The sequence below is a fragment of the Bradyrhizobium sp. Bra64 genome (genome assembly GCF_024519875.1).
GTDB classification, from domain to species: domain Bacteria; phylum Pseudomonadota; class Alphaproteobacteria; order Rhizobiales; family Xanthobacteraceae; genus Bradyrhizobium; species Bradyrhizobium japonicum_G.
On the sequence record NZ_JALJRD010000011.1, the window covers coordinates 1 to 16,661 of the forward strand.

General features: G+C 64.9%; 17 protein-coding genes and 1 pseudogene. 9 read left to right on the plus strand and 9 right to left on the minus strand.

What is annotated here, in order from left to right; all coding sequences use genetic code 11:
• The first annotated feature begins 378 nt into the window (after window positions 1-378).
• From NR187_RS26055 to NR187_RS26070, 4 genes are all read left to right on the plus strand, one after another.
• Window positions 379-2,658: a DUF1522 domain-containing protein gene (locus NR187_RS26055; protein WP_256808153.1), complete on the plus strand. Its 2,280-nt coding sequence runs from the start codon at window positions 379-381 to the stop codon at window positions 2,656-2,658.
• A 219-nt stretch (window positions 2,659-2,877) separates the two neighbouring features.
• Entirely contained in the window at window positions 2,878-5,166 is a 2,289-nt protein-coding gene (locus NR187_RS26060; protein ID WP_211385349.1) for a DUF1522 domain-containing protein, read from the plus strand.
• Between the two features lie 292 nt (window positions 5,167-5,458).
• Window positions 5,459-5,827, plus strand: a complete 369-nt coding sequence (gene flaF / locus NR187_RS26065) for a flagellar biosynthesis regulator FlaF (protein ID WP_194481793.1) — start codon at window positions 5,459-5,461, stop codon at window positions 5,825-5,827.
• 12 nt (window positions 5,828-5,839) lie between these two features.
• On the plus strand, window positions 5,840-6,208 hold the full coding sequence (locus NR187_RS26070) for a hypothetical protein (RefSeq protein ID WP_211385348.1): 369 nt from the start codon (window positions 5,840-5,842) through the stop codon (window positions 6,206-6,208).
• A gap of 3 nt (window positions 6,209-6,211) precedes the next feature.
• Here NR187_RS26070 and NR187_RS26075 read toward each other — a convergent pair whose 3' ends face one another.
• From NR187_RS26075 to NR187_RS26090, 4 genes are all read right to left on the minus strand, one after another.
• Window positions 6,212-6,571 (minus strand): hypothetical protein, encoded by a 360-nt coding sequence (locus tag NR187_RS26075; protein ID WP_211385347.1) that lies wholly within the window; start codon window positions 6,569-6,571, stop codon window positions 6,212-6,214.
• Window positions 6,572-6,728: 157 nt separating this feature from the next.
• Window positions 6,729-7,226 (minus strand): hypothetical protein, encoded by a 498-nt coding sequence (locus NR187_RS26080; RefSeq protein ID WP_256808156.1) that lies wholly within the window; start codon window positions 7,224-7,226, stop codon window positions 6,729-6,731.
• An 11-nt stretch (window positions 7,227-7,237) separates the two neighbouring features.
• Entirely contained in the window at window positions 7,238-7,603 is a 366-nt protein-coding gene (gene flgJ / locus NR187_RS26085) for a flagellar assembly peptidoglycan hydrolase FlgJ (protein WP_211385345.1), read from the minus strand.
• Window positions 7,603-8,727 (minus strand): flagellar basal body P-ring protein FlgI, encoded by a 1,125-nt coding sequence (locus NR187_RS26090; protein WP_211385344.1) that lies wholly within the window; start codon window positions 8,725-8,727, stop codon window positions 7,603-7,605. The genes flgJ and NR187_RS26090 overlap by 1 nt, the downstream gene beginning before the upstream one ends.
• 269 nt (window positions 8,728-8,996) lie before the next feature.
• Here NR187_RS26090 and NR187_RS26095 point away from each other — a divergent pair, with 269 nt between their 5' ends.
• Window positions 8,997-9,410 carry a flagellar assembly protein FliX gene (locus tag NR187_RS26095; RefSeq protein ID WP_211385343.1) on the plus strand — a complete coding sequence of 138 codons (414 nt, stop codon included), beginning with the start codon at window positions 8,997-8,999 and terminating at the stop codon, window positions 9,408-9,410.
• A 24-nt stretch (window positions 9,411-9,434) separates the two neighbouring features.
• Here NR187_RS26095 and NR187_RS26100 read toward each other — a convergent pair whose 3' ends face one another.
• Window positions 9,435-9,806, minus strand: coding sequence for a helix-turn-helix domain-containing protein (locus NR187_RS26100; RefSeq protein ID WP_211385342.1), 372 nt, complete (start codon window positions 9,804-9,806; stop codon window positions 9,435-9,437).
• A 135-nt stretch (window positions 9,807-9,941) separates the two neighbouring features.
• On the opposite strand from NR187_RS26100, the gene NR187_RS26105 reads away from it, so the two are divergent.
• On the plus strand, window positions 9,942-10,553 hold the full coding sequence (locus NR187_RS26105) for an NAD(P)-dependent oxidoreductase (protein WP_256808158.1): 612 nt from the start codon (window positions 9,942-9,944) through the stop codon (window positions 10,551-10,553).
• Window positions 10,554-10,768: 215 nt separating this feature from the next.
• The gene (gene dksA, locus NR187_RS26110) at window positions 10,769-11,134 is read left to right on the plus strand and encodes an RNA polymerase-binding protein DksA (protein WP_008554760.1); all 366 of its coding nucleotides are present in this window, start codon (window positions 10,769-10,771) and stop codon (window positions 11,132-11,134) included.
• Between the two features lie 282 nt (window positions 11,135-11,416).
• On the opposite strand, the gene NR187_RS26115 is transcribed toward dksA, so the two are convergent.
• Window positions 11,417-11,815, minus strand: coding sequence for a helix-turn-helix domain-containing protein (locus NR187_RS26115; protein WP_211385340.1), 399 nt, complete (start codon window positions 11,813-11,815; stop codon window positions 11,417-11,419).
• An 89-nt stretch (window positions 11,816-11,904) separates the two neighbouring features.
• On the opposite strand from NR187_RS26115, the pseudogene NR187_RS26120 reads away from it, so the two are divergent.
• Window positions 11,905-12,932, plus strand: a pseudogene (locus tag NR187_RS26120) (SDR family oxidoreductase).
• An 84-nt stretch (window positions 12,933-13,016) separates the two neighbouring features.
• Entirely contained in the window at window positions 13,017-13,796 is a 780-nt protein-coding gene (locus tag NR187_RS26125; RefSeq protein WP_211385338.1) for a 2-keto-4-pentenoate hydratase, read from the plus strand.
• Between the two features lie 139 nt (window positions 13,797-13,935).
• On the opposite strand, the gene flgH is transcribed toward NR187_RS26125, so the two are convergent.
• From flgH to flgG, 3 genes are read right to left on the minus strand one after another with little or no spacing between them, the layout of a single operon-like run.
• Complete coding sequence (flgH, locus tag NR187_RS26130; protein ID WP_211385337.1) at window positions 13,936-14,703, minus strand: flagellar basal body L-ring protein FlgH; 768 nt, start codon at window positions 14,701-14,703, stop codon at window positions 13,936-13,938.
• Between the two features lie 3 nt (window positions 14,704-14,706).
• The gene (gene flgA / locus NR187_RS26135; protein ID WP_256808165.1) at window positions 14,707-15,846 is read right to left on the minus strand and encodes a flagellar basal body P-ring formation chaperone FlgA; all 1,140 of its coding nucleotides are present in this window, start codon (window positions 15,844-15,846) and stop codon (window positions 14,707-14,709) included.
• A gap of 10 nt (window positions 15,847-15,856) precedes the next feature.
• Window positions 15,857-16,645 carry a flagellar basal-body rod protein FlgG gene (gene flgG, locus NR187_RS26140; RefSeq protein ID WP_211385335.1) on the minus strand — a complete coding sequence of 263 codons (789 nt, stop codon included), beginning with the start codon at window positions 16,643-16,645 and terminating at the stop codon, window positions 15,857-15,859.
• Between the last annotated feature and the right edge of the window lie 16 nt (window positions 16,646-16,661).

The window sequence follows — 16,661 nt, forward strand, 5'->3', positions numbered from 1 at the left end:
CGCGCTGTCGCTGGCCAACCAGTCGCAGCAGAGCGTGCTCCAGCTGCTCCGCTAACAAGCGGCGCACATCGCTAGCAGGATAGGGCGGCGGGGCTTCGGCCCCGCCGCTTTTTTTGTCCGCCTGCAGGTATTCGGGGAGCGGAGGCGGATCGAAAAAGTAACCAGCGGTTATGGTTAATGGGGAGTAAGCGGAAAAAATCGCGAGTGATTTCAGGCTGATTGCGGCGCCAATCGACGCGTCCGACCGGCTTATGGTGAACCGGCGTTTATGCGAACCAGAGCCGTTTCACCCTTTGTTAGCCATGTCGCGGCACGCTGGCCCCGTCACTCGATCCGAAGCGATCGAACGAAGACGCGTAAGCCAGAAGGGTAAAAGTCATGTCCGGTATTGTTCTCTCTGCGTCGGTTCGCCAGAACCTGCTCTCGCTCCAGTCCACCGCCGACCTCCTCGCCACGACCCAGAACCGTCTGTCGACCGGCAAGAGCGTCAACTCGGCCCTGGACAATCCCACCAACTTCTTCACCGCACAGTCGCTCGACAACCGCGCCAGCGACATCAACAATCTGCTCGACGGTATCGCCAACGGCGTGCAGGTGCTGCAGGCTGCCAACACCGGCCTGACCTCGCTGCAGAAGCTGATCGACAGCGCCAAGTCGATCGCCAACCAGGCGCTGCAGACCACCGTCGGCTATTCCACCAAGTCCAACGTCTCCACCACGATCGCGGGTGCGACGGCGGCCGACCTGCGCGGGACGACCTCCTTTGCCAGCGCGACCGCGAGCAGCAACGTGCTGTATAACGGCACGGCCGGCGGCACGACGGCGGCGACCGGCACCACGACGCTCGGCGCCACCATCGGCTCTTTTGCAAGCACCGGCGCAACGGCCGGTGACGGCACCACCGCCCTGGCCGGCACCATCACCCTGATCGCCACCAACGGCACGACCGCGACCGGCCTGCTCGGCAACGCCCAGCCTGCCGACGGCGACACGCTGACCGTCAACGGCAAGACCATCACCTTCCGTACGGGCTCTGCTCCGGCATCGACCGCAGTTGCGTCCGGCTCGGGCGTCAGCGGCAACCTCGTCACCGACGGCAACGGCAACACCACCGTGTATCTCGGCACCGCGGGCACCCCGGCTGCGAACGTCAACGATCTCTTGACCGCAATCGATCTTGCCAGCGGCGTCAAGACGGTGTCCATCAGTGCGGGCGCTGCGACGATCGCCACGAGCGTCGGCCAGACCGCTTCGACCGCTGCTGGTGGCGCCGTCACGCTGAAGAGCTCGACGGGTGCGGATCTGAGCGTCACCGGCAAGGCCGACCTGCTCAAGGCTCTCGCCCTGACGACGTCCACGGGTGCAGGCAATGCCACCGTCAACGTCGAACGGACCACGAGCGCGGCCTCGCTGGGTGCGACGATCGCCGACGGCTCGACGCTGAACGTCGACGGTCACGTCATCACCTTCAAGAACGCGCCGATCCCGGGATCGACCGGTGCTCCGAGCGTTCCGAGCGGTTACGGTGCAAGCGGTAACGTCCTCACCGACGGCAACGGCAACTCGACCGTCTATCTGCAGGCCGGCACGGTTGCCGACGTGCTGAAGGCGATCGACCTTGCCACCGGCGTGCAGACCGCGACGATCAACGCCAACGGCACTGCGACGCTTGCGACCGCCACCGGTCAGTCGAACTCGACAATCAACACGTCCGGCCAGCTCAAACTTTCGACCGGCATCAACGCCGATCTGTCGATCACCGGCACCGGCAATGCGCTGAATGTATTCGGCCTCGCGGGCAATACCGGCAACGCGACCGCGTTCACCGCGGCCCGCACTTCGGGCATCGGCGGCATTGCCGGCAAGACCTTGACCTTCTCCTCCTTCAATGGCGGCACGGCCGTCAACGTCACCTTTGGCGACGGCACCAACGGGACGATCAAGACGCTCGATCAGCTCAACACCAAGCTTCAGGCCAACAACCTGGCTGCAACGATCGACGCCAATGGCCTGCTGACCATCACCGCGTCCAACGACTACGCGTCTTCGACGCTCGGCTCGACGACCGCCGGCGGTGCGATCGGCGGTACGCTCACCTCGGCGCTCACGTTCTCGACGGCTTCCAACCCCGTCCAGGATGGCGTTGCGCAGACGGCCCGCGCGAACCTGGTGTCCCAGTACAACAACATCCTGAACCAGATCGACACGACCTCGCAGGACTCCTCGTTCAACGGCGTCAACCTCTTGAACGGCGACCAGCTCAAGCTGGTGTTCGACGAGACCGGCAAGTCGAGCCTGAACATCACCGGCGTCACCTACAACTCCAAGGGTCTCGGCCTCGCCTCGCTGACTGTCGGCGTCGACTTCATCGACAACGCTGCCGCCAACAGGGTGCTGACCAACCTGAACGCCGCCTCGAGCACGCTGCGCTCGGAGGCCTCGAGCCTCGGCTCGAACCTCTCGGTGGTGCAGATCCGTCAGGACTTCAACAAGAACCTGATCAACGTGCTGCAGACCGGTTCGTCCAACCTGACCCTGGCCGACACCAACGTCGAGGCGGCGAACAGCCAGGCACTGTCGACCCGGCAGTCGATCGCGGTCTCCGCGCTGTCGCTGGCCAACCAGTCGCAGCAGAGCGTGCTCCAGCTGCTCCGCTAATAAGAAGCTGAAACTACTGAATAAATCCGAGCGGCGGGGCCATTTGCCCCGCCGCTCTTTTTGTGTCCGGAGGCGGGCAGGGGCGTTCACCGGCCATTAACCCTATCCCTTAAACCGGCGTTAACCATACTTTAAAGGACAGCCTCTAAGACTGGACAAAAGCCCGCTTTCCAGACCCGCGCGGCCGATTCGTATCCGGTTCAAGAGGAAGACTCGCCAATGTCCAACATCGTTCTCTCGGCGTCAGTTCGCCAGAACCTGTTGTCGCTGCAGTCGACGGCCGACTTGCTGGCCACGACGCAGGAACGGCTGTCGACCGGCAAAAAGGTCAACACGGCGCTCGACAACCCCACCAACTTCTTCACGGCGCAGGGGCTGGACAACCGGGCGAGCGACATCAGCAACCTGCTCGACGGCATCAACAACGGTGTGCAGGTGCTCCAGGCCGCCAACACCGGCATCACCTCGTTGCAGAAGCTGATCGACAGCGCGAAATCGATCGCCAACCAGGCGCTGCAGACCACGGTCGGCTATTCCACCAAGTCGAACGTCTCCACCACGATTCCCGGTGCGACGCCCGCCGATTTGCGCGGCACGACCTCCTATGCGAGCGCGACCGCCAACAGCAACGTGCTCTACACCGGCGCACCCGGTGGCGTGACTCCGGTGACCGGAACTGCCGCGCTCGGCGCCTCGCTGGGCTCGAATGCAGGCACCTTTACCGGTACGGCAGTGACCGCTGCCGACGGCACCACCGCATTGTCCGGCACTGCCACGCTGCTCGGTACCACGACATCGGCCACCTTCAGCACGCCGCCCGCGGACGGCGACACCATCACGGTCAACGGCAAGACCATCACCTTCCGCACCGGCATCGCTCCGACCACGCAGCCGACCGGCTGGGGCCTCGACGCCAGCGGACACATCGCCACCGACGGCAACGGCAATTCGATCGTCTATGAGGGAACGGCGGCTGCCCCCGGGGCGACCGTCAACGACGTCCTCAGCGCGATCGACCTCGCCAGCGGCGTCAAAACCGCGACGATCAGTGCGGGGGCGGCGACAATCGCGGTCAGCGGTGCGGCCGGTCCCGTCGGCACGCTTCAGGTGGCATCGTCCATCACGGCGGGCGCGGTTACGCTGAAGAGCTCGACCGGCGCCGATCTGAGCGTGACGGGCAAGGCAGACTTCCTCAACAAGCTCGGTCTGACCGCAGCGACCGGCGCGGGCAATGCGAGCGTGACCGCGAACCGGTCGACGACCGCCGGCTCGCTCGGCTCTCTCGTTCAGGACGGCTCGACGCTAAACATCGACGGTCACACCATCACCTTCAAGAACGCCCAGACGCCCCAGTCGGCGGCCAGCGTGACGTCGGGTGGTGTCAACGGCAATATCGTCACCGACGGCAACGGCAATTCGACCGTCTACATCCAGAGCGCGACGCTCACGGACCTGCTCAACTCGATCGACCTTGCTACCGGCGTCAAGACCGCCAGCATCTTCAATGGTGCGGCTACCCTCTCGACCACGTCCGGCCAGATCCCGTCGTCGGTCAACAGCAGCGGCCAGCTTGCGCTCTCCACCGGCGTCAACGCCGATCTCTCGATCACCGGCACCGGCAATGCCCTCAACGCATTCGGCCTCAGCGGCAACACGGGGACGGCGACGGCCTTCACCGCGGCGCGCACCTCCGGTGTTGGCGGCGTCAGCGGCAAGACACTGACCTTCACCTCCTTCAATGGCGGAACGCCGGTGAATGTCACCTTCGGCGACGGCACCAACGGCACCGTCAAGACGCTGGACCAGCTCAACGCGCAGCTTCAGGCGAACCACCTGACCGCGACGATCGACGCCAATGGCGTGCTGACGGTGACCACCGTGAACGAATACGCCTCCTCGACGCTCGGTTCGACGACCGCCGGCGGCACGGTCGGCGGCACCATCACCGGTGTTCTGGCCTTCACCACGGCGCAGCCGCCGGTCCAGGATCCGGTCGCGCAGACCGCGCGCTCGAACCTCGTCAACCAGTTCAACAACATCCTGGCGCAGATCGACACGACGTCGCAGGACTCGTCCTTCAACGGCGTCAACCTGCTCAACGGCGACACGCTGAAGCTCGTCTTCAACGAAACCGGCAGCTCCACGCTCGGCATCAACGGCGTGGTGTTCAACGCGGCCGGCCTCGGCCTCAGCAACCTCGTCAACGGCGTCGACTTCATCGACAACGGGGCGACCAACAGGGTGCTGACCAGCCTGAACGCGGCCTCGAGCACGCTGCGCTCGGAAGGTTCGGCGCTCGGTTCGAACCTCTCGATCGTGCAGGTACGTCAGGATTTCTCCAAGAACCTGATCAATGTTCTGCAGACCGGCTCGTCCAACCTGACGCTCGCCGACACCAACGAGGAAGCGGCCAACAGCCAGGCGCTGTCGACCCGACAGTCGATCGCGGTGTCAGCGCTGTCGCTGGCCAACCAGTCGCAGCAGAGCGTGCTGCAGCTGCTCCGCTAACAAGCGGCGCAAGATCGCTACTCGAGACAACGCGGCGGGGCTAACGCTCCGCCGTTCTTTTTACTGAGATCGCTAAGGCAGGATTAGCTGAGATTGATGTACGTCACGCGGGACGTGTTTACAGCGTGCGCATGCGCATCTAGCTTCGCGTCGACGAAGAACTCCGTAACCCGTAATAGTCCGGAGTGCTTCCAAGCACACACGTAAGCAAATCTTAAGCGGTGCTGCCTAGGGTCGGGAAAGAAATCCTTAAGCGCGTTCAACGGGCTAGGTAACCTCCAAGGTGTGATTGATGTCGAATTCCGCTGCCTCGGCCTACGCGCGTGTTGCAACGACCACCGCATCTCCTCGCGACATCGAGGCGCAGACCCTGCTCAAGGCCGCGAACAAGCTCCAGGACGCGGTGAACAACGCCGACCCCTTCAGCGAGCAGACCACGCAGGCCCTGATGTTCAATCGCAAGCTCTGGACGATCTTCCTGAGCGAGGCCATGCGCGACAACAATCCGCAGCCGCTCGACGTCCGGCAGAAGATCGCCAACATCAGCGTGTTCGTGCTGAGCCAGACCGCCGCGCTGCAGATGAGCCCGCAGTTCGATCACTTCCGTCCGCTGATCGAGATCAACCGCAATATCGCCGCCGGCCTGTCCGGCCGTCCGTGATGGAAGCCCGTCATGGCCGACATCATGAGCATCCTGTCGACCGCGTATAAGTCGAACGTGCTGTCGAGCACCTCGGGCTCGTCGAAATACGTCGCAGTGGATTCCACGCTCTATCAGGGCAGCTGGAGCGGCAAATATCCCGACGGCAAGTCGTTTTCCCTCAACGTCTCGCAGGTCGACGGATTTCGCGCGCAGATCCACTATCAGAGCGCCGATACCTCGCAGTATCAGCAGGTGCTGATCAAGGACGGCTCGTTCCGCTTCGGCAACACCAAGTTCACGCTGACGGATATCGGCAAGGCGCAGGTCAAGAACGTCGTCACCGATCCCGCGACCGGCTCGACCTATCTCGATACGGCCGTCGCGACGCTCGACGCCTGACGGTCAGGCGCTGCGGTCCGTGTTGAGCGGACGCGAGGGCTGCGACTTCAGATCTTCTGCATGGAAATAGGCCCGCCGGCGCAGCATCGCTTCGTCGGGGAACTGGTTGACCACCGCGTCGGTCCTGTCGTTGACCACCTGGAAGACGAAAGACGCGGCCGCCTGGTCGAACACGACCTGGCGTGAGACGTTCTCGTTGCGCTGGAAATCATTGCGCGCAGGCGCGCTCGCCTCACCGGCGGCCACTGTCTGGCTCACCGGCAAATCAGTTTGCACGGCCTCGTTCGCCGCCGCATTCGACGTCGTCACGATCTGCACGGGGGCCGGTATCCCCACCGGCCTGATGCTGAAATCTGTACTCATGGCAGCCTCCTGGTTGCCTCACGTGAGTCAAATCCCAACCCCTCTCAATACGCAACCATGGAACACCAGGATTGAAGACCCGGTAAGGAAACGTGCCTAACCGCGCGGCGATATTGCCGCGCGGTTTTTCGTAAAATTGTCGATTTTTCCTGCGCGCTCAGAGCGAGCGGCTGACCGCGAGCGGCGTGATGTGGCGCGGGCCCGGAGCGGCGCGGCGCCCTGAAGCCGTGTAGGTGTTCGGCACGTTGCGCTTCTGGATCTCGGCATTGACGCCGCGCACGACGCTCTCCGAGACCGCGTGAGCGGTTGCGAGCACGGTGAGGTTGACCTGGAGCATCGCGCGGAACGCATCGTGGTGCCGATGCAGCGTCGCGAGCAGCTCGGGCGCGGATTTCGCAAGCTGGGGCTGGTTCGCCTTCAGCTGGCTGACGGCGCCGACATAGTTGCGCGACATCTCCTGCTTCTTGCTCTCGAAGGCCATCGCCTCGCGGACCTTGCCGGCGCGCACGAGCTCGGTCTCGCGCTCGATCAGGCCGAGCAGGGCGTTCATCGCGTCCATCAGGTCTTCGGCGAGCTTGCGCGCCTCGGCGCTGCCGGGCGGGGTGTTCGGGCGATGGGCTGGCATCGGCTGACGCGAGGCGCTGAAATGGTTCATTTCGTTTGACCTTATGCCGTGCGGATCGTTTTCGCCTGCTGCGTGATGAGGGTGCGATAGACTTCGGTGGCGATGCCGACGCCGCCGGCGTTGGCGAAGTTCTTGGAATATTGCTCGGTCAGCATCGAGCGCCACACGCCGGTGCCCGGCGTGTCGCCGAACGGGCCTTCGCCCTTCAGGCCCGAGGTCATCTGCGAGAACATGCTGTTGAGGAACATCGCCTCGAAATCGGTGGCGGTCTTCTGCGCCTTGGCCTGCTGCTTCGGCGAGACCTTTTGGAGTGCGGCGGCGAGCTCGAAGTCGGGGCGGCCGTTGCGGCTCTCCACCGAGAAGGCCGAGCTGACGACGTGCGGGGTGTTGATCATGCCTGTCTGCATCACATCACCTCGATGTCGGCTTCGATCGCGCCGGCGGCCTTGATCGCCTGGAGGATGCTGATGAGGTCGCGCGGGCCGATGCCGAGCCCGTTGAGGCCGTCGACGAGCTGCTGGAGCGAGACGCCGTCCTTGACCAAGGCCAGCTTCTTGCCGTCCTCGGTGACGGTGACGCTGCTGCGCGGCGCGACCACGGTGCGGCCCCGCGACAGCGGGTTGGGCTGGCTGACCTGGGGGCTCTCGGAGATCGTGACGGTGAGGTTTCCTTGCGCGACCGCGACGGTCGCGACGCGGACGTCGCGGCCCATCACGATGATGCCGCTCCGTTCGTCGATGATGATCTTGGCGGCGAGATCGGGATCGACCTGGAGCTGCTCGATCTCGGTGAGGAAGGCGACGACGTTGCCCTTGAACTCCGGCGGGATCGATAGCTGCACCGTCGAGGGATCGATCGGCTCGGCGCTCTTGACACCGAGATAGTCGTTGATCGCCGCCGCGATGCGCTTGGCGGTGGTGAAGTCGGCATTGCGCAGCGCCAGGCGCACGTTCGGCAGCCGGTTGAGCGCGAATTCGATCTCGCGCTCGATGATGGCACCGTTGGCGATGCGCCCCACGGTCGGAACGCCGCGCACGATCTTGGCTGCCTCGCCTTCGGCCTGGAATCCGGAGATCGCGAGTGAGCCCTGCGCCACCGCGTAGACGTTGCCGTCGGCGCCAAGCAGCGGGGTCACGAGCAGGGTACCGCCCTGGAGGTTCTTGGCGTCGCCGAGCGCGGACACGGTGACGTCCATGCGCGTGCCCTGGGTGGCGAAGGCCGGCAGATTGCCCGTGACCATCACGGCGGCGACGTTGCCGGTGCGGATGGTGGCGCCGCGGATGTTGACGCCCATGCGCTCGAGCATCGCTTGCAGCGACTGCTTGGTGAAGGGGATGTTGTTGAGGGTGTCGCCGGTGCCGTTGAGGCCGACGACGAGGCCGTAGCCGATGAGCTGGTTCTGCCGCACGCCTTCGATGTTGGCGAGATCCTTGATGCGCGAGGTCGCAGCCGCGGGCGCGACCGACAGCGCCAGCGCTGACAGCGCGGCGCAGGCCACCCCAACAATCCTCACCCAACGAACGCCTGGCATCCTCTGCTCCCCGAGGCTCCTCAAATCTCGGACCAATCCCGACACTCCCATGACGAGCTGGTCCGACGCTTTCCTTGCGAGGGCTGTGCCAACGCGGGGCAGGGGAGTTAGGCGGTTGAATAGGTTGAATAAATCTGTTTCGACCGGTGTCAGCAGACGTTCGCCGTGAGGAGCGAAACTGCCGCCTGTCGGCAGATTTTGCCGGGCTGTTTACGGGCCGTTAACCATAAGACGGCGAATGTGGCGCATCGATCACCCGGATTGCTGCGATGCGCATCTACGGACCGAACGGCACCACGCTTGGAACGCCGGCCAGCCAGGCCAGGCGGACGAGCTCCGGCACCTTCGTGCTGCCCGACGCCGCCTCGGCGCAGGAGACGCGGGGCGCTGCCGCGCCGAAGGCCGCCGCCAACATCGACGGGCTGCTCGCGCTGCAAGGCATCGAGGAAGATCCGGTCGAGCGTCGCAAGCGTTCGGTCGCGCGCGGCAAGACCGCGCTCGACGTGCTCGACGATCTCAAGATGAGCCTGCTTTCCGGCAAGCTGGATGGGTCGACCGTGATGCGGCTGCGTGACGCTGCGGCGAACCTGAAATCGTCCTCCGGAGACCCCGGTCTCGATTCCGTGCTGTCCGAGATCGAGCTGCGCGTCGAGGTCGAGCTGGCGAAGGCCGGTCAGGCCTAATCGTTATCCGTCGCTCCGCGCAGCCTAAGCTGCTTCATCCTTCTGCTGCCCGTCGTAGCGGCGCTGGGCGGCGAGCACGTCCTTCAGGTTCCGCTCGGCCCAATCGCGCAGCGGATCGACCGCGGCGGCGAGCGTTATGCCAAGCTGCGTGATCGAATATTCCACCGTCACTGGCACGGTCGCGATGGCGTGGCGCTTGATCAATCCGTCGCGTTCGAGCGACTTGAGAACCTGGCTCAGCATCTTCTGCGAAATGCCTTCAATCGTGCGCCGCAACTGATTGAACCGCATCGGCTCCTCGCGCAGCAGCAGCAAGATCAGCACCGCCCATTTGTCGCCGACGCGGTCGAGGATCTGTCGGGTCGGGCAATTCGCTGCGTAGACGTCTGGCTTCATCGTCGGGTCCTCACGATCCTTTGTCGCCGCCGGTCACTCCTGCGTAATCAGGTAAGCACAAAGTGCTCTCTTAACACCAGCATTCTTTGCGATATCTAGTCACCGACAGTTACCACAGAAGCAAAGGAGCCTTCCATGAAAATCGCAATCGCCGGCGCATCGGGCCGGGCCGGGTCGGAGATCACCAAGGAACTGTCCAGCCGCGGCCATGCGGTCACGGCCATCGCGCGCAACCCCGAGAAGATCGCGGCGCTGCCGAATGTCACTCCCACCAAGGGGGATGTACTCGATCAGGCCGGCCTCGCGAAGCTGTGGGCCGGGCATGACGTCGCCGTGAGTTCCGTGCACTTCCTCGCCAGCGACGCGCTCAAGCTGATCGGTGCGGCGAAGGAGTCCAGGATCGGTCGCTACCTCGTCGTCGGTGGGGCTGGCAGCCTCGAGGTCGCTCCGGGGGTAAAGTTGGTCACAACTCCCGGTTTTCCCGCCCAATACAAGGCTGAGGCCGAGGCCGGTTCGGCCTTTCTTGATCTGTTGCGGCAGGAAAAGGGCCTGAACTGGACCTTCATCTCGCCATCCGCCTTGTTCGTCGAGGGGGAACGGACCGGCAAGTTCCGGCTCGGGACTGACCAGCTTCTCGCAGATGCGAGCGGGAAGAGCTGGATCAGCTTCGCCGACTACGCCATTGCCCTTGCCGACGAGATCGAGCGGCCGGCCCATTTGAGGCAGCGTTTCACGGTCGGCTACTGAGTTCTCGGCCGCTCCCGGGCCCTTGCGGATAAACCTTCCTGTGCAAGGGTTTGGGGGCGGTAACCGAGCGATTAAGGAAATATTGTCTGTCACAGGAGGCCGCTATATAAGGCCCCGCTCAGCGGACCCCGGTCCGTGTGCGAGTCGTTGCTTAGACAGATAGGCCGCCCTTGGAAAAGTTGAAAAACTACCGACCGACCGAAAAAGAGCCTTTCATGAACGACCGGCAGAAGGAGTACTTCCGTTTGAAGCTCCTTGCCTGGAAGGATGAGATCCTCAAAGAGTCCAAGCTCACCCTGCAAGCCTTGCAGGAGGAGAACGTGAACCACCCCGATCTCGCCGATCGGGCATCGTCCGAAACCGACCGCGCGATCGAACTCCGCGCCCGCGACCGCCAGCGCAAGTTGATCGCCAAGATCGACGCCGCGCTCCAGCGCATCGAGGACAACACCTACGGCTATTGCGAGGACACCGGCGAGCCGATCTCTTTGAAGCGGCTCGAGGCCCGGCCCATCGCGACGCTCTCGGTGGAAGCGCAGGAGCGCCACGAGAAACGCGAGAAGGTCTATCGCGACGAATAGAGTCCGGGCCGCAGCGATGCGGCTCTTTGTTTTTGGACCCAAGGTGCCGCTTCGCGCCGTGACCAGCATGTTGCCTGTCGCTTGCCGCCGCGCGCTTCGACGCGCGGCAGCAATCGCGAAAAGTGAATCGTGATCAATGGGCTAGACTCAACTCCTCCGAGCTCACGTGAGTTCGGATGAGAAACAGCCTTCACTTCAGGTGCGGGAGGTTTTGCGAGTCGCATCAACGAGATCGTCCCGGATGCTGACACACTGATGCAGCGGCTTCACACGTCGCTGCAATCAGGCTTCATGCGACGCTGCAAGGCGTGCATCCCCATAAAGCCTGGACCAGCTCAATATTTCCTTAAACGCCGGCAGCAGGCCGTAAGCCGCATCCGTCAGCTCGTACTCGACCCGCAACGGCTTCTCCGCGAAGGCGGTTCGCGACACCAATCCATCCTGCTCGAGCTCGCGCAGTTGTGTGGTCAGCATGTGCTGGGTGATGCCGCCGATCGATCGGCGCAAGGCACCGAACCGCACCGCGCCGTTCATAAGCGCGAACAGGATCTCCAGCTTCCATTTGCCGCCGAGGGCACGGATGGCCCGCTTGAAGTCGGCGAGCAGGGCAGGGTCGGGGCTGCAATCACAGTCGCCCTCGCAAGTGCTGGTCAGGTTTTCCATACCGGTCTCGAAATCCATTCTACTTGTTCCCTCGGGAAATAGTGGCCAGATGCGGCCTTGAGCAGGGGCAGAACCAATCGCCGGCCTGCCCAAGAGGGGAATTGGCAATGAGCACCGTTCTGGTCACCGGCGGATCCGGCTTCGTCGGCGTCCATGTCGTCCTGCAGCTTCTCGCCGCCGGCCATGATGTGCGGACGACTGTGCGTCGGCCGGACCGGCAAGCCGATGTGCTGGCGATGCTGCGCGAAGGCGGGGCGGTCGCACCCGATGGTCTGTCCTTCTTCACCGCCGACCTCACGGCAGACGAGGGCTGGCGCGAGGCGGTCGCCGGCTGTGACTACGTGCTCCACGTCGCCTCGCCGCTGTCGACCAGTGTCCCCAAGGACGAGAACGAGATGATCATCCCGGCCCGCGACGGACGCTGCGGGTGCTGCGCGCCGCGCGCGAGGCCGGCGTCAGGCGGGTCGTCATCACCTCGTCGCTGGGCGCGATCGGCTACGGCTATCCGCCGCGCGAAAAACCGTTCGACGAGACCGACTGGACCAATCTCGACGGCGCCGACGTGCAGCCCTACGTCAAATCCAAGACGCTGGCCGAGCAGGCGGCCTGGGATTTCGTCGCGCGCGAGGGCGCAGGCCTCGAGCTGTCGGTCGTCAATCCCGCCGGCATTTTCGGTCCCGTGCTCGGGCCGGACTTCTCCGGCTCGATCGAGATGGTCAAATCGCTGCTCGACGGCGCCATGCCGGCGGTGCCGCGGGTCTATTTCGGCGTCGTCGACGTGCGCGACGTCGCCGACCTCCATTTGCGGGCGATGACGGCGCCGCAGGCGAAGGGCGAGCGGTTCATCGCGGTCTCCGGCGAGACGATGTCGATCCTCGACATCGCCAGGGTGTTGCGGCGGGAACTCGGGCCGGCCGCACGCCGGGTTCCGCGGCTCCAGGCGCCGGACTGGCTGGTGCGGCTGGCTGCGAACCGGATTGCGCTGTTGCGGGCGGTCGTGCCCATGCTCGGCAGGGTGCGCCACTCCACCAGTGCCAAGGCGAGGTCGCTGCTGGGCTGGCAGGCCCGTTCCAACGACGCGGCCATCCTCGCGACGGCCGAGAGCCTGATCCGGCTCGGCCTCGTCAAGGCGTGAGCGCACACGCCGGCCGCGCTTGTCACGCCCCGGCGGGGGTGCTGAAGTGCCGCCCTCGATTGTGATGCGTGGGAGGCGGCGCCGATGGACAACATTCTCGAAGCCGCAAAGGCGATCGCGCTGGCGCGCCGCAACCATGCGCCGCTTGCAGCGCTGGACCGTCCGCCCGCCGACGAAGCCGAGGGCTACCAGGTCCAGCGCGCGCTGCATGATCTCTTGCTGAAGAATTTCGGCCCGCTGGTCGGCTACAAGATCGGCTGCACCAGCCGGGTGATGCAGGACTATATCGGCATCCCGCACCCCTGCGGCGGCGGCGTGTTCCAAAAGGGCGTGCACGACAGCGGCGTCAAGCTCGCCGCCTCCAACTACGTCCGCGTCGGCGTCGAATGCGAGATCGGGGTGCGGCTCAAGCGCGACCTCGCCGCCGGCGAGGCGCCGTTCACGGCCGAATGGGTCGGCGAGGCGGTCGAGGCCTATCATCCCGCGATCGAGATCGTCGACGACCGCTACGTGAAATGGGAGACGATGGGCGCGCCGACGCTGATCGCCGACGACTTCTTCGCCGCCGGCTGCGTGCTGGGGCCGTCCGTACAGCGCTCGTCGGTGCCGGACCTGAAATCGGTCAAGGGCCGCGCCATCGTCAACGGCGAGGAGGTCAGCCACGGCACCGGCGCCGACGTGCTCGGCCATCCCCACAACGCCCTCGCCTGGCTCGCCAACCACCTCGCCGCCGAAGGCAAGGGTCTTCACGCGGGCCAGCTCGTGCTCACTGGAAGCCTGGTCAAGACGCTGTGGCTGAAGGCAGGCGACAACGTCCGGATGGAGCTGGACGGGCTGGGCGTGGTGGAGGCGGAGTTCACGTGAGCTCTCTCCGTCGTCTTTGCGAGCGCAACGCGTGCCAGAAAATACATGCGGCCCTCGCCAGGGGAGCTAGCGAGGGCCGCGTCGTACATCGTCGTCCGCGCCTAGGTTCGCGAACACGATGTGGGAGCTCGGGAGAAGGCTAGAAGGGCAGCAGCACGTCCATGACTTGCTGGCCGTAGCGCGGTTGCTGCACGTCCATGATCTGGCCGCGGCCGCCATAGGCGATGCGGGCCTGCGCGATCTTGGTGGAATCGATGGTGTTGTCGCTCTGGATGTCTTCGGGGCGGACGATGCCGGCGACGACGAGTTCGCGGATCTCGTAGTTGACGCGGATCTCCTGCTTGCCTTCGACCACGAGGTTGCCGTTCGGCAGCACCTGGGTGACGACCGCGGCGACGTTGGTCTGCAACGCTTCCTGGCGGTTGACCGAGCCCTTGCCGTCGCTGGAGGCGGTGGAGTCGGCGGTGAGGATACGGCCGGGCAGCACCTTCTGCGCCTGCGCGCCGAGGGTCTTGGCGCCGATGAAGTCGGTGATGCCGGAATCTTCCGAATTGGTGCGGCTGCGCTGGGTCTCGTTGGAGAGGTTGGCCTTGTCGGTGATGTTCACGGTCACGGTGAGGAGATCGCCGATCTGGTGGGCGCGCTGGTCCTTGAAGAAGGCGCGGCTGCCGTTGCGCCACAACGAGTTCGGATTGTAGGAGGCGACTTCCGGCTTCGGCATCGGCATCTGCACCGGCTTGTAGCCGGGCTGCGCCGTCGGATTGTCGATCGACGACAGCTTCGGTTGCTCACCGATCTGCGACAGGCGGTCGATCGAGGAACAGCCGCTCGCCAGCGCGCAAATTGCCAGGAGCAAGGCAGAGATCGCGATGCGGCGAGGACGAAAAGCCGAACTGAAACTGGACATGACTTACTCTGACTTGGCTGGAGCTTGCGAGACGCGAACTTGCGGGATCTGGGCTTGGGCGATCTGGGCCGCAGACGCGGGGGCCTGGACCAGGTTCCGGACGAGGGCCGCAGTGTCGATGGGGGCGGGCGCTTCGTCGCGCTTGAGCGAGGAAGTCTGCTCGACCGCAGCCGGCATCGGCGCGGACTGGCTGGCCCCCTGGACCGTGATCTGGCCGCGGGCGGTGACGGTGCCGCTTAAGGTGCGCTTGGTCTGCAGGTTGAGCACGCTGATGGTGTCGCCCTCGGCGCCGCTCTCTAGCGCCTTGCCGCGGGTGGTGAGATAGATCCCGGGGACCTGGTAGATCACGGTGACGCTCTGGTCGCGCTGCACGAAGTCGGGCTTGACGATGTCGGCGACGCGGATCGGCGTTCCCGCCCGCATCGGCCGGCGGAGCTGCATGCCGAGCGTGCGATCGCGCGAGGCGGCCTCGCCGGTGACCTCGGCCTTCGGCCGGCGCTCCACGGCAACGTCGGAGGACTTCAGGAGATCGGCGCGGTCGATGTCGCGCGTCAGCACGGCCACTTCCACCGTCTCGATGGCGGTGCCGCTGAAGCGCAGCTTGGTCGCCGCCTGATTGTTGTCGTTGTTGATCTCGAAGGCGATGTCGAAACGGCCGCTGCGGGCGTCATAGCGGGTTGCGACCGGCAGGAGCGCGCCGGTGTTGGAGGCGTCCAGCCGTATGTCGGCAATGCCGCGGTCGAACGTGACCGTGATGTTGGCGGCGGCGCCAAAGCCGAAGCGGTGCTCGAGCGCCGAAGCGACCGCGTTTTCGAGGTCCTTGTTGGCGAGCGTGCGGGCGAGACGGGTGACCTGGACCTCCTTGATGTCGCCGGTCATCACGCCGATCACCTGCTTGGCACGGAGCACGCTCAGGACCTGGGCGACCGACAGCGCACCGGTGGTGCCGAGATCGGGCGAGCGGTAGACCGGGATCAGGGCGGCGGAGCCGGCATTGTCGATGAGATCGCCGACCCGAACCACGTCCGAGGTCACGGTGATGCTCGCGCGCAGCGTCGGCGTTGCGATGAAATCGTCGGCGGCCCGTGCGGGCAGTGCCACCGCGAGCAGGGCCGAGATCGTGGCGAGGGTGGTGCGGATCATTGCCATCACCTCAGCGGAACAGCGCCGTGGTCGATTGCATCATCTGGTCGGCGGCGCTGATCACCTTGGCGTTCATCTCGTAGGCGCGCTGGGCCGCGATCAGGTCGCTCATCTCCGAGACGACGTCGACATTGGCCTGCTCGAGGCTGCCCTGGGTGATGTTGCCGTAACCTTCGGCGGTCGCGGTGCCGTCCTGGGGCGGGCCGGAGGAGGGCGTCTCGGTGAATTGATTGTTGCCGACCGGCTGCAGGCCGGCCTTGTTGATGAAGCGGGTCAGGCCGATCTGGCCCTGGATGGTCGAGGTCGACGAGCCCGGCAGCGTCACCGAGACCTGGCCCTGCACGTTGACGGTCAGGCCCGAAGCGTTGTTCGGGATCGTGATCGTCGGCTGCACCGGGTTGCCCTGCGCGGTGACGACGCGGCCCTGATTGTCCATCTGGAAGGTGCCGTCGCGGGTGTACTGGTAGCTGCCGTCGGGCATCAGGATCTTGAAGAAGCCTTCGCCCGAGACCGCGAGGTCGAGATCGTTGCCGGTCTGCGACAGCGTGCCTTGCGTCATGCTGCGCGGCGTGCCGACGGTCTTGACGCCGCCGCCGATGTCGACGCCGACCGGCAGGATAGTGCCCTGGTCGGACGACTGGGCGCCGACGCGGCGCACGTGTTCGTAGATCAGGTCCTGGAACGAGGCGGTCTGCTTCTTGAAGCCGGTGGTGCGCAGGTTGGCGATGTTGTTGGAGATCACCTGAACGTTGAGTTCCTGTGCCGCCATTCCGGTCGCTGCGGTGTGAAGCGCCTGCATGTCAGTTCTCCCTCAA

Coding starts and splice junctions, on each gene's coding strand:
- NR187_RS26055 (WP_256808153.1), top strand. CDS start 379: ATGTCCGGTATTGTTCTCTCTGCGTCGGTTCGCCAGAACCTGCTCTCG.
- NR187_RS26060 (WP_211385349.1), top strand. CDS start 2,878: ATGTCCAACATCGTTCTCTCGGCGTCAGTTCGCCAGAACCTGTTGTCG.
- flaF (WP_194481793.1), top strand. CDS start 5,459: ATGTCGAATTCCGCTGCCTCGGCCTACGCGCGTGTTGCAACGACCACC.
- NR187_RS26070 (WP_211385348.1), top strand. CDS start 5,840: ATGGCCGACATCATGAGCATCCTGTCGACCGCGTATAAGTCGAACGTG.
- NR187_RS26075 (WP_211385347.1), bottom strand. CDS start 6,571: ATGAGTACAGATTTCAGCATCAGGCCGGTGGGGATACCGGCCCCCGTG.
- NR187_RS26080 (WP_256808156.1), bottom strand. CDS start 7,226: ATGAACCATTTCAGCGCCTCGCGTCAGCCGATGCCAGCCCATCGCCCG.
- flgJ (WP_211385345.1), bottom strand. CDS start 7,603: ATGCAGACAGGCATGATCAACACCCCGCACGTCGTCAGCTCGGCCTTC.
- NR187_RS26090 (WP_211385344.1), bottom strand. CDS start 8,727: ATGCCAGGCGTTCGTTGGGTGAGGATTGTTGGGGTGGCCTGCGCCGCG.
- NR187_RS26095 (WP_211385343.1), top strand. CDS start 8,997: ATGCGCATCTACGGACCGAACGGCACCACGCTTGGAACGCCGGCCAGC.
- NR187_RS26100 (WP_211385342.1), bottom strand. CDS start 9,806: ATGAAGCCAGACGTCTACGCAGCGAATTGCCCGACCCGACAGATCCTC.
- NR187_RS26105 (WP_256808158.1), top strand. CDS start 9,942: ATGAAAATCGCAATCGCCGGCGCATCGGGCCGGGCCGGGTCGGAGATC.
- dksA (WP_008554760.1), top strand. CDS start 10,769: ATGAACGACCGGCAGAAGGAGTACTTCCGTTTGAAGCTCCTTGCCTGG.
- NR187_RS26115 (WP_211385340.1), bottom strand. CDS start 11,815: ATGGATTTCGAGACCGGTATGGAAAACCTGACCAGCACTTGCGAGGGC.
- NR187_RS26125 (WP_211385338.1), top strand. CDS start 13,017: ATGGACAACATTCTCGAAGCCGCAAAGGCGATCGCGCTGGCGCGCCGC.
- flgH (WP_211385337.1), bottom strand. CDS start 14,703: ATGTCCAGTTTCAGTTCGGCTTTTCGTCCTCGCCGCATCGCGATCTCT.
- flgA (WP_256808165.1), bottom strand. CDS start 15,846: ATGATCCGCACCACCCTCGCCACGATCTCGGCCCTGCTCGCGGTGGCA.
- flgG (WP_211385335.1), bottom strand. CDS start 16,645: ATGCAGGCGCTTCACACCGCAGCGACCGGAATGGCGGCACAGGAACTC.